At 58.9% G+C, this 12,493-nt stretch carries 7 protein-coding genes; 5 read left to right on the forward strand and 2 right to left on the reverse strand.

The annotated features are described in order from the left end of the window. Positions 1-65: 65 nt before the first annotated feature. The 4 genes from KFE13_RS11170 (at position 66) to KFE13_RS11185 (ending at position 8,172) form a co-directional block, all read left to right on the forward strand. Positions 66-1,202 (forward strand): glycerophosphodiester phosphodiesterase family protein, encoded by a 1,137-nt coding sequence (locus tag KFE13_RS11170; protein ID WP_260703203.1) that lies wholly within the window; start codon positions 66-68, stop codon positions 1,200-1,202. 216 nt (positions 1,203-1,418) lie between these two features. Further along, positions 1,419-4,886, forward strand: coding sequence for a TonB-dependent receptor (locus tag KFE13_RS11175; RefSeq protein WP_260703204.1), 3,468 nt, complete (start codon positions 1,419-1,421; stop codon positions 4,884-4,886). 81 nt (positions 4,887-4,967) lie between these two features. Continuing rightward, on the forward strand, positions 4,968-6,110 hold the full coding sequence (tgt, locus tag KFE13_RS11180) for a tRNA guanosine(34) transglycosylase Tgt (protein WP_260703205.1): 1,143 nt from the start codon (positions 4,968-4,970) through the stop codon (positions 6,108-6,110). A 43-nt stretch (positions 6,111-6,153) separates the two neighbouring features. Beyond that, entirely contained in the window at positions 6,154-8,172 is a 2,019-nt protein-coding gene (locus KFE13_RS11185) for a heparinase II/III-family protein (protein ID WP_260703206.1), read from the forward strand. A 76-nt stretch (positions 8,173-8,248) separates the two neighbouring features. Here KFE13_RS11185 and KFE13_RS11190 read toward each other — a convergent pair whose 3' ends face one another. Both KFE13_RS11190 and KFE13_RS11195 read right to left on the reverse strand, forming a co-directional pair. Beyond that, a complete protein-coding gene (locus KFE13_RS11190; RefSeq protein ID WP_260703207.1) occupies positions 8,249-9,706 on the reverse strand; it encodes a M20/M25/M40 family metallo-hydrolase in 1,458 nt (485 codons plus the stop codon). Positions 9,707-9,773: 67 nt separating this feature from the next. Then, positions 9,774-10,280: a heme-degrading domain-containing protein gene (locus KFE13_RS11195; protein WP_260703208.1), complete on the reverse strand. Its 507-nt coding sequence runs from the start codon at positions 10,278-10,280 to the stop codon at positions 9,774-9,776. A 114-nt stretch (positions 10,281-10,394) separates the two neighbouring features. On the opposite strand from KFE13_RS11195, the gene KFE13_RS11200 reads away from it, so the two are divergent. Further along, positions 10,395-12,476, forward strand: a complete 2,082-nt coding sequence (locus KFE13_RS11200; RefSeq protein ID WP_260703209.1) for a M3 family metallopeptidase — start codon at positions 10,395-10,397, stop codon at positions 12,474-12,476. Positions 12,477-12,493: the final 17 nt, after the last annotated feature.

Consider the following 12,493-nt stretch of genomic DNA (forward strand, 5'->3'; position numbering starts at 1 on the left):
GGTGCAGGAGTGCGATAGCGGTGCTTTAACGCTGACGCAACTTTGATGTAGGATGCTAGCGCTCTATGACAAAGAGAATTTTGAGGGCTGTACTGTTCTGCGCGAGTGCGTGTGTGATGGCGAAGGCACAGGATGTTGCCATGAATCCTTATATGCAGCTGATGGAGAAGGCGTGGGCCCATGCGAAGGCGCATGGGGCGGGACAGCCGGTGCTGTCTCCGGTGGATGCGACGGTGCTTAGCGGCGAGGTTCCTGTGAAGGAGCTGCAGGCGAAAGGCTTCAAGATCGTGCCGTGGACGACGAACGATCCGGAGAAGATGCGTGCGCAGATTCGTATGGGTGTGGATGGGTTGATCTCGGATCGCCCTGATCTGTTGCAGCAGGTGTTGAAGGAAGAGTTGGCTTCCGCAAAGACGGATGCCGAGCGCGCGCGACTGAAGCGGTTCGATGTGACAGCCCATCGCGGCGGGCGTGGGTTGCGTCCGGAGAATACGCTGCCTTCGTTTGAGAGCGGGCTGGACCAGCTTTCGACGACGCTGGAGACGGATACGGGTGTGACCACGGATGGTGTGTCGCTGATATGGCACGATCAGTTTCTGAACCCGGAAAGCTGCCGGCGCGCAGACGGGCAATCGTACACGATGGAGAATCGCGTCTTTTCGAAGGACATCTCGAGCACGGAGGCGCAGAAGACGTTTATCTGCGACAAGCTGCACTTTGGACCGGAGCAAAAGAACGATCTGGCTCTGTCACCGGTGGCAGTAGCGTTTGCGAAGAAGGAAGGGCTGATCAGTCCGTATGTGCCGACGTATGTCGCGCAGCTGTTCCGGTTCGTGAATTTTTATGTAGAGTACTACCGCACGGGTGCAGGAAAGAACACGCCGCATGCAAGGGAGCGGGCGGAGAATGCAGCGCGGGCGCGCTTCAATATCGAGACGAAGCTGATGCCTGAAGGCATGCAGACGGATGAGGAGCATCGCAATCACACGGTGGGGCCACAGGCCTTCGTCGATGCATTGTGCGGTGCGATTGTGAAGAACGGTATGGAATCACGAGCCGAGGTGCAGAGCTTTGATTTCAGGACGTTGGTTCTGGTGGAGGAGCAGTATCCGAAGATTCCGACGTACTACCTGACGGGTCCGGCAAAGATGCTTTCGGGCCCCATGGTGCCAGAGGCTTTGCGGGCAACAGTGGGTAAGTAAAGTCCTTGGAATGGGTTGGATGTAACAAGCAGATCACCGCTGCAATGGTATTGATTCGTCTCAACAAAGACCGCAATAAAAACACGTCGGAAATTTTGACGAGGTGCACCTGTGAAATCTTCTATTCATCGTTTTGTCATAGTGCATACACAAATCGGCAATAGCGTAGCGGATATGCGTAAAACTTTTCTAGTTTTGATGGCACTCGTGTGTCTGATGTTCTTGCCAGGCCAGGCGATCGCACAGTATGAGAACGGCAGCATTGTGGGTACGGTGCACGATTCTTCGGGTGCTGTGATGCCATCGGCAACCGTAACGGTTACAAATACCGCTACCGGTGTGGTGAGCACGCGTCAGACGAATGATAGCGGCGACTATGAAGTTCCCGGCTTGCGCGTGGGGCAGTACAACATCGAAGTGACGAAGACGGGTTTTGCCCCGGCGCGTGCGAAGGACATTACAGTGTCGGTCGGTGCGCGCCAGAGAATTGACCTGACGCTGCAGGTGGGTGAGACGAGCGAGACGGTCGAGGTTTCCGGTGTTGCTCTGCAGGTGGAAACGGATTCGAGCCAGCGCAGCCAGGTCGTGACGCAGTATCAGTCGGCGGCGCTGCCTCTGGTGAGCCGTAATTATTCGGACCTGCTAGGGCTGGTGACGGGTGTACGTCAGGCGCCAACGGCAGCGACGACAAGTTCGATCTCGAGCCTAGTGCGCGCGGGTGCGTACAACGTGAACGGCCAGCGCAGCATGTTCAACAACTTTCTGCTGGACGGCATGGACAACAATGCCTATGGCGAGTCGAACCAGGGATTCGATAACCAGATCATTGCGATTCCTCCGGATTCGGTGGCACAGTTCAGCGTGGTGACGAACAACCAGAGCGCGGAGTTCGGGCGCTCGTCGGGTGCGACGATCAATACGGCGTCGGCTGGCGGAACGAACAAGTTTCACGGAACGGCGTATGAGTTTATTCGCAACACGTCGCTGAATGCGGCGGGGTACTTCAAGCCGAATGTTGTCAGCAACACGGGCTCAGTCGTTCCCTTCAAGAAGCCGACGTTCAACCGCAACCAGTTCGGCGTGAACCTTGGCGGACCGATTGTGCATGACAAGCTGTTCTTCTTCCTGGACTATGAGGGATTCCGGCAGGTATTGAAGCCGCTGAGCGTGCTGACGCTGCCGACGCAGAACCAGTTGAACGGCATTCTGGTGTCTGCGGTAAGAAATCCGTTGACCGGTCAGGTTTATCCTGCGGGAACTGCGATTCCGGCGAATGCGATCAATCCGCTGTCGGCGCAGATTATCTCGTACTTCAAGAAGATTCCCGGGCTGCCGGTGAGCGGGCTGCCCTCAACGGGACTGGCGACGAACGATTACGCGGTGCAGGCTCCGTTTACGGATAACTCGGATAAGGGCGATCTGCGTTTCGACTATCAGCAGAATGCCTCGAGCTCATGGTTTCTGCGCATCAGCGACCGCAAGGAGAATGCGGTCAACAACCCGACGATCCCGTTGCCGCTGGACGGCCAGACAAACGGAACGATCCGCGTGTTGAATCAGCAGATCGCGCTGGGCTATACGCATCTGATCGGCGGCAACAAAATCATCGATGCGCGTCTTGGTCTGTCGCGCACGAAGGCGGGAAAGTATACGCTTTCGATCGGCAATAATGCCTTCACGATTCCGAACCTGCCGAACAATCCAGTAGTTGCAGGCGGACTGCCTTCGATCGGCATTAACGGCTTTACGGGATTTGGCCGTCAGAGCACGAATCCGCAGTGGCAGAATCCCGCCTTGCTTGATCCGAAGGTGAACTTCACGTGGATCAAGGGCAATCATTCGCTGAAGTTTGGCTATGAATATGAGCACATATGGATGGCGGTGAACGATAACAATCCGCTCTATGGCTCATTTACGTACAACGGCGGGTACAGTGTTTGCCCCAGTGCGACGGTCAACGGTACCAAGGTGCCTACGCTTGCCAATTGCCCGAACATTACGGCGGTCACGGATAACTATATGGCCGACTTTCTGTTCGGCACGACGAACGCCTACTCGCTGGCGAACTATTTTGTAGCCCACCTGCGGCAGACGATGGACAACGCGTATGCACAGGATGACTGGAAGGTGACGCCGAAGCTGACGCTGAACCTGGGCTTGCGCTGGGAGTACGGCTCGCCTTACACGGAGCAGAACAACTACATCTCGAACTTCGATCCGGTCTCGCAGACCGTGTTGACGCTGTCTCCTGGTGCGGTGGCCGGCAATGGCATTACGCCGTACAAGGCCAGTGGGGTTTACGGCAGTACGCTGGTCAATCCTGACCTGAACGACTGGGGCCCGCGCGTCGGCTTTGCGTATGCGGCGACGCCGAAGACCTCGATTCGCGGCGGGTTCGGCATGAGTTACGTGCACTATACTCGCGCCGGGTCGGGCAACATTCTGGCGATCAACGCCCCGCAGGCGCAGTTTGCCAGCGTGGTGCAGATTACGCCGAATACGACGAATCACTGCAACCCGGTGCCGGCGCAGATTATTCCTGTCGGTTCGACTACGCCAAGCTGCTACGTGACTGCCGACCAGGGATATCCGAGCGGCCTGGTGACGGCGTTCAATCCGGCGACTGACAACATTACGTATGTGCCGAAGAACAAGCGCGACAGCTATGTGGAGAGCTACTTCGTCAGTATCCAGCAGGAGATCGCGAAGAACACGCTGCTCGACATTGCGTATGTCGGCAATCACGGACTGAAGCTGGAGGGTTTTCTTAACGCAAACCAGCTGAACCCGTCGGTCATCACGAATGGTAAATTTACTCGCCCGTATGCGAACTGGCCGAGCGACATCACGGCTGCGATCAATGCATTCTATTCGCACTACGATGCGCTGCAGGTGCGGTATGAGCAGCGCATGGTGGCGGGTCTGACGCTGTTGAATTCATTCACATGGTCGCATTCGCTGGACAATGCCAGCGCTTCGCTGGAAGGCAATACGCCTTCTCCGCAGGATGCCAATAACATTGCTGCTGATTATGCTCAGTCGGATTACAACCTGCCGATCGCGAATATCACGAGCCTTGTTTATGAGCTGCCCTTCGGTCGCGGAAGGAAGTTCATGAACACCTCGAACTTCCTCGTCGATGGTGTGCTGGGCGGATGGCAGGTGAGCGCGATCAATACGATGCAGGCGGGTACGCCGTTCAACCTGACGTATTCGCCGAACGCAGCGACGGCAGTCTCGCCGCAGATCAGTGCGACGTATCGCGGAGCGAACGAGTATAGGCCGAACGTTGTCTTCGGGCAGAAGGTAACGCAAGGGCGGTCGGTCAAGGCACCGAACACGGGATACATTCAGTATGTAAACCTGGCGGCTTTTACGCTTCCGGCGACGACGAATGCGTCGGGTGCGTTGTTGAGCCCCTTTGGCAATGCAACGCGTAATCCCGGACGCACGCCTGCTTTCTACCAGACAGACTTTGCGGCGAACAAGAAGTTCAACACGCCGCTGGAGAGTCTGAAGGTGGAGTTCCGTACGGAGCTGTACAACATCTTCAACCACACGAATCTGTACCTGCCTTCGAGCGGATTGGGCGGCACGCTGGGTGGTTCGCCGACAAGCGGTGGTGTGATTTCGAGCACCTTCCAGCCGCGCGTTGTGCAGTTCGGTTTGAAGGTGATGTTCTAAAACGGACGAAAGCATACAGGTGCCTGCCATCGAATGGGTGGCAGGCATCGTCTTTTTGGCTGAGCCTCTACAATTTAAAGAATGGCTTTGACGTTTGAGATCAGTAAGGTCGCCGAAGGTGGCGGACGCAGGGGCGTGCTTATGCTGCCGCATGGCGAGGTGCAGACGCCGGTGTTTATGCCTGTCGGTACGGCGGCGAGTGTGAAGACGGTGGAGCAGGGCGTGCTGGAGCAGATCGGTCCACCGAAGCCGGACGGTACGGCGCGTGGTGCGGAGATTATTCTGGCGAATACGTATCACCTGTATCTGCGGCCCGGGCATGAGCGGATTGCGCGGCTGGGCGGTGTGCACAAATTTATGAGCTGGGAGCGGCCGATGCTGACGGACTCGGGCGGCTTCCAGGTTTTTAGCTTGTCGAGTTTGCGTAAGGTGACTCCGGATGGTGTGGAGTTTCGTTCGCATCTGGATGGCTCGAAGCACTTCTTTTCGCCGGAACACTCGATGGATGTGCAGATTGCTCTGGGCGCGGATATTGCGATGGTCTTCGACGAGTGTGTGGAGACGCCGGCGAGCTGGGAGAGAACGAAGGAGTCGATGGGCCTGACGCATGCGTGGGCCGGGCGCTCGAAGGATCATTTCGAAGCAAACAAGCATCGCGTGCCGTGGCATGAGGAGCTGGGCGGCGCAACGCAGAACCTGTTCGGCATTGTGCAGGGCGGCATGTATGTGGACCTGCGTAAGGAGTCGGCGGAGCGGCTGGTGGAAATGGAGTTTCCCGGCTACGCGATTGGCGGTCTTGCTGTGGGCGAGCCGCGTGAGGTGACGCGCGAGATGATTGCACGCACGTTGGAGTGGCTGCCGAAGGACAAGCCGCGTTACGTGATGGGCGTCGGCTATCCGGACGAGATTGAGGAGTACGCGAAGATGGGCGTCGATATGATGGACTGCGTGCTACCGACGCGCGCGGGGCGTCATGGGCTGCTGTTTACGCGTAAGGAAGATGGCAGTGTCGAGCGCATGAACATCAAGCGCAAAGAGTATGCGGAGGATCAGGGGCCGATCGATGCAACGTGCGGCTGCATGGTGTGTGCTCGCTATACGCGTGCGTATCTGCGGCATCTGTTTGTAGCGGGTGAGCCGTTGGGCCTGACGTTGAACTCCATTCATAATCTGCATTTTTATCTGGCTACGATGGATCGGGTGCGGGCGGAGCTGGCCGGGTAAATCTTTGCATGGACTCACAGGCGCAGATGAGATAGTGGTTGGCATGAATCGTCGGGAGCTTTTGCGTGGTTCGGCTGCTTTGGTGAGTGGAGGCTATCTGTCTCCAGCGTTTGGACTAGGGGGGATGCAGAATGCAGGTGAGTTGGCGGGACCGCCGAAGTATCTGCTGAGCTCGACCTTTACGCAGGAGTTATTGCGCGCGAAGCTGGTTCCGTTGGGGCAGTGGCATCCGTATCCGCGTGCGACGGAACGCGATGCGTGGATGCAAGTGCCGGAGGATGTGCGCACTGCGATCACGAAGCGCGCTGAGGCTGTGCGCGGTCAGGATTGGCCATCGCTGCTGGCGACGACGGCGCTCGATTTCAAGCGCAACGGGAATCGCTCGCGGTATGAGGGACAGCAGTTCGGGCGGCGGCGCAGGCTGATCGATCTGGTTCTGGGCGAGTGTGTGGCCGGCGATGGTCGCTATCTGGATGACATTACGAACGGCATCTGGCTGATATGCGAAGAGACGTTCTGGGGCGCGCCTGCGCATCTTTCCGCACAGAAGGCACGTGTGGGACTGCCGGATGCAGCCGAGCCAATTGTCGATCTGTTTGCGGCGGAGACGGCATCGACGATGGCATGGGTTGACTATCTGGTGGGTGAGAAGCTGAACAGCGTCTCGCCGCTGATCGGTCCGCGTATCCGCCTGGAGGCGAAGCGGCGTGTGTTGGATCCGTGTCTTGCTCGCGACGATTTCTGGTGGATGGGTTTGACGGCGAAGCGCGGGCATCTGAACAACTGGAATCCGTGGATCAACTCGAACTGGCTGATGACGAACATGCTGCTAGAGCAGGATGCGGAGCGTCGTCTGCAGGCGCTGGTGAAGAGCTGCCGCAGCCTCGATGAGTTTTTGAGCGACTATTCGCCCGATGGTGGATGTGAAGAAGGACCGGTGTATTGGCAGCGCTCACCGGGATCATACTTCGATTGTTGCCGGACGCTGGCTTCAGCGGTGAACGGCACGGCCGATGTAATGACGCATCCGTTTGTACAGCGCATGGGGCAGTTCATCGCGGATGTGCATATCGCAGGCAATGCTTATGTGAACTATGGCGACGCGCACATGGAAGATGCTCCATCGCCGGAGCTGGTGTATCGCTATGGGCTTGCGGCGAAGCTACCGCTACTAAAGCAGTTCGGCGCGTTTTACTCGGGCAAAAACGGTCTGGGAGCGGCGGGGGAAGCGGCGAAGCTGGAGCGCGCGGTGGGTGCAAGCCTGCCGAGTCTTGCGCGGTCACTGCCGGATATTTTGTGCGCGAAAGAGATTCGTGTCTCTCCGAAGGCTGACGCGCTAGGACGCGATGCATGGTATCCGGCACTGCACCTGATGACTGCCCGTGCGAAGGCAGGCACGACGGACGGCTTTTATCTTGCGGTACAGGCAGCGAGCAATGGGCGCAGCCACGGACACAATGACTCGGGGAGCTTCATCGTCTTCCACGATGGCGAGCCGGTGCTGATTGATCCCGGCGTCGAGGCGTACACGGCGAAGACCTTCAGCGCACAGCGTTACAACATCTGGACGATGCAGTCGGCGTTTCACAATCTGCCGACGATCAACGGTGTGATGCAGCATGAGGGCAACGCCTATCAGGCGAGCGAGGTGAAGTATGCGAGCGACGATGCGCATGCTTCGATTGCGATGAATCTAGCTACTGCGTATCCGGCAGAGGCCGGGGCGAAGCGGTGGATGCGCGAAGTTGTGCTCGACCGCAGGACCGGCGTCGTGCAGGTGGAGGAAGACTTCATTCTGGCCAAGGCTGCTCCGGTTGCGTTGTCATTTATGACGCCGCGCACGCCTTCGGATGTGCATGGAGCCGTTATCTTTCACTCGGCTAAGTCAGGTGTGAAGGACGTTGCGTTGAAGTACGATGCCGCAGTTTTTCGTTCGAGTGTGGATACGATCGAGCTTGAAGACGAAGGCATGCGGCGTTCGTGGGGGCCTGCGCTTTATCGCGTGCAACTTCACACGGTGAGCGATGTCGGCGGCGGACGGTGGAGGTTCGAGATTGCATGATGCGCGCTGGCCGATTCAATGGAAAAGCCTGCGGATGGTCGCAGGCTTTTCTGTTTGCGAAGGAGAGTTGTGTGGCTTATGGGAAGACGCCAGCGGCTTTGAAGAACTGATAATCCTCCCACTGGCTGGCGTTCTTCAGCATGGTCTCGATCTGCTCGGGTGTGTCGTGCGGAGCGAAGGATTTTTCCGAATCGGCAATGGCGTAGGCCGTAGCCGCTGTGGTGGCGGCTCCCTGGTTGAGGTCGGCCTGCACGACGGAATCGAAGGAGTCCGATGCCTTGTGATGGAGCTTGAAGTACTTATCGGTTTCGTTCCACAGGACGAGCGTGGGTACGCCGAGAAGATCGAAGGAGATATGGTCGGTCTGGAAGAGGAATTCGACCGAAGGCGTAGTGTCGTTGGAGCCGAGGCCCGCGAGCAGCGGTTCGACGTTGGCGAGCGCCTGCTTCTCGTCGTCGCGGCCCATCACGTACCAGCCTTTGGCCGGCTGTGCGCCGGTGTCGGAGATGAGTACGCAGTCGATGGAGGGAAGCTCGGCGCGATGGGCGCGTACATAGGCAGTGGAGCCGAGGATGCCCTGCTCTTCTCCGCCGAAGAGGATGAAGCGCATTGTGCGGCGCGGTGGGCGTCCACTGGCCTTGACGGCACGCGCCACTTCAATGACGGTGGAGGCGCCGGTGCCGTTGTCCTGCGCACCGGTGGCCGGGTGCCAGGAATCGAGATGGCCAGCGACGATGACGACTTCGTTGGGAAGCTCGCGGCCGGGGATCTCAGCGATGACGTTGTTGACTTCGACATCTTTGCGGATGCGGTTCTTAAAGGAGAACTCGACCGTGACAGGACCGTGCTCGAGCATGCGCCGGATGAGGGCTACGTCTTCAAGGCCAACCTGTGCGACGGGGAAGTGCGAAAGGCTGCCGTCGAAGGTGAGCGCGGTCGCGCTCTCGATCCCATTGGCTCCCCCGTATAGCAGCAGCGCCTTTACCGAGAGCTTGTTGAGCTGGTCGAGTGCCTTAAGAATCTCGCTGAACTTCGGGTTCGCACCGAGGGACTTGCGATCGGCGAGGATGATGTTGTCGCCGAGCTTGTCCTTTTGCGCCTCGACGCCTTCCGGAGTGAGGTGTTCGAGATAGACGACGTTGCCCTTCACACCGGAAGCGGGCGTGGAGGGGCTCCAGCCGAGAGAATAGATGTGCAGCGTCTGTTCACGCGGTGCGATGATGTGCCCGGAGGCGGGGCCATCCGGCTCCCATGTGGCCGGGATCTTCCAGCCTTCGGTGTGAACGTTGGCGAGGCCGAGCGCTTTGAACTTATCCTGCGCCCATGAGACAGCGTGGACGTAGTTGGCGGAGCCGGTCAGTCGCGGGCCGATCTCGTCGGCGAGCTGGCGGTCGTATTCGTAGGCCTGTCCGTTGACGATGACGTCACCCACGATGTGAGTGACGGTGGCGCGAGTCTCCGGCGAGACGGGCATCTGGGCCGATGCCAGCGAGGATGTAACGATCGCAAAAAGTGCAGCCGTGAATAAACGCATGGCCGAACAGTATCACAGAGGAAGTTGCCCATTAGAAGGAGTTGCAATGAACAACTTCATCCTCGAATCAGGGCAGCTTCAACTCCTCGGGGTCGCGGCCCAGGGTGAGGCAGAGGGCTTCGACGACGAGGTTGTGGTCCTGCCTCTGCGGCAGGCCGGAGACGGTGAGAGCGCCGACGACTCCCGTGCCGATGACGTGCAGCGGGAAGCTGCCGCCGTGCGTGGCGTAGTCGGCGTCGGGCAGGGAGTACTTCTCGTGAAAGGAGATGTTGCTCTTGGCGAGGAAGAGCCCGAGCTGGTAGCTGCTGCGATGGAAGCGAGCGACGACGTTGGCCTTGCGTTCGACCCAGCGCGCGTTGTCAGGCGTGGTCCCGGGCAGCGCCGTGAAGAAGAGCTGCTGGCTGGGCTGGCCGAAGCGGCGTATGTCGATCACGAGCGTGTGGCCGCGCTCGACGGCGAGCTCGCGCACCAGCGTCCCGAGCTTCCAGGCATCGTCGTTGTTGAAGTGGTGTAGGCGAAGCTCGGCCTCCTGGTGGATGACGCGTGCGAGGTCGTCCTGCGGGTGATTCGTCATGCGGTGTTGTCCTCTTCTCCTAAAAAGCCTATACGATGTGACAGGTAGACTTCTCGGCCCCCATCCCTGATTCATAAAATCGTTAGCGACGATTTACGACTGGAGGACTCCCCCTTGGCCATTCGGCGCAATTTCTCACGCACACTGATTCCTGCAAGCTGTGTTCTTGCCATAGCTGCCTGCACTGTATCTTCTGTGGCGCAATCCACCGATCCGCTGCACGCCTGGACGAATGGCGCCGATCCCGCAGCGCTTGAAACCTGGGTGAATGCCCGGCTGGATGCCGCGAAGGCCGACATCGACAAGGTGACTGCCGTGACCGGCGCGCATACCGTGGAGAACACGGTGCGTCCGTATGACGAAGCGCTGAATCAGCTGTCGCTGGCAGGCAACGAAGCCTACATGATGTATTCGGTGGGCGATGCGGCTCCGCTGCGCGACAAGGGGCAGGCGATGGTGGCGAAGGTCTCGTCGGCGACGACAGATCTCAGCCTGAATCAGCAGGTATACAAGGCGCTGGCTGCGGTTTCGCTGACGGGAGCAGACGCAGCGACGAAGCACTACGTCGAGCGCGCTCTGCTTGAGTACCGTCTCGCCGGTGTCGATAAAGACGAGGCCACGCGGAAGAAGCTACGTCAGCTGCAGGACAAGATTACCGATGCGTCGCTGGTCTTCGGACGTAACGTTGCCGATGGCAGGCTCGAGGTTAAGGCGACGAAGGCGGAGCTCGACGGTCTGCCTGAGGACTACATTGCACGGCACAAGCCGAACGCTGATGGCAGCTACACACTTAACACCGATTCTCCGGATTCGACGCCGGTCTTCAACTTTGCCAAGAGCGCCGAGCTGCGCAAGCGCATGTACCTGGCTTACAACGAGCGTGCGTATCCGAAGAACGTTGACGTATTGAAGAGCATTCTGGAGGCGCGGCAGGAGCTGGCAACGACGCTCGGCTATAAGACCTATGCCGATCTGGCGACGGCTGACCAGATGATGGGTTCGGCGACGAGCCTGAAGACGTTTCTGAAGGACGTCGACGATGCTTCGCGCGGAACCGCGCAGAAGGAGTTCGAGCTGCTGAAGGCGTACGCGCAGACACAGCAGCCGGGGCTGACAACAATTCCTGCCTCCGACGCGAACTACTGGGCCGAGCTGTATCGTCGCGCGAAGTACGACTTTGATGCGCAGAGCGCACGACCTTACTTCGCCTATGACGAGGTGCAGGCAGGAATCCTGCAGACGGCGGCGAAGCTCTTCCACGTTGAATTCAGAGCGGTAACCGATGCGAAGACGTGGGACCCTTCCGTCTCGACCTTCGATGTGTTCGATGCGGCAGGCGCAAGCCACGCGAAGCTGGGCCGCATCTACCTCGACATGCATCCACGCGATGGCAAGGACAAGTGGTTCTCCTCCGCGCCGATCGTTCCCGGTATTCGCGGACGCCAGGTTCCCGAAGGCATGTTGATCTGCAACTTTCCCGGCGGCGTGCCGAACGATCCCGGCCTGATGGAGTATTCCGACGTGGTGACCTTCTTCCACGAGTTCGGCCACCTGATGCATCACATCCTCGGCAGCCAGGGCGAGTGGTCGAATGCGGGCGGCTTCAACGTCGAGGGTGATTTTGTGGAGGCTCCGTCGCAGATGCTCGAAGAGATGTTTCGCGACTACGGCATCCTCTCGGCATTTGCGAAGAACTATAAGACCGGCGAGACGATTCCCGTTGCGCTGGTGGAAAAGATGAACGCCGCGGGCGCGTACGGACGCGGACGCTGGGTGCAGGCGCAGCTTCTCTACTCAACCTACTCGCTGCAGGTACACAACCGGCCTCCGGCTGACATCGACTTCTATGCCTTGTGGAAAGACGACTTCGAGCGTTTCACGCCGTATGCGTTTGTCGACGGCAACCGCTTCTATGCGAGCTTTACACACCTGACGGGCTACTCGTCGAACTACTACACCTACATGCTCGACAAGGTGATTGCGGTGGACTTCTTCGCACAGTTCGACAAGGGCAACCTGCTGGGCGGCCCGGCGGCGATGCGTTATCGCAGGACAGTGCTGGAGCCGGGAGCGACCAAGCCAGCAGCCGCGCTGGTGCATGACTTCCTCGGCAGACCGCAGAGTCTTGAGGCGCTGAAGTCCTGGATGAACGAGGAGTTTGCAACGCCGGGCGCGAAGATGGCTGTCGGCAAGTAAACCGCATCCGCTGCCGC

It is taken from the genome of Edaphobacter flagellatus (assembly GCF_025264665.1).
GTDB classification, from domain to species: Bacteria; Acidobacteriota; Terriglobia; order Terriglobales; family Acidobacteriaceae; genus Edaphobacter; species Edaphobacter flagellatus.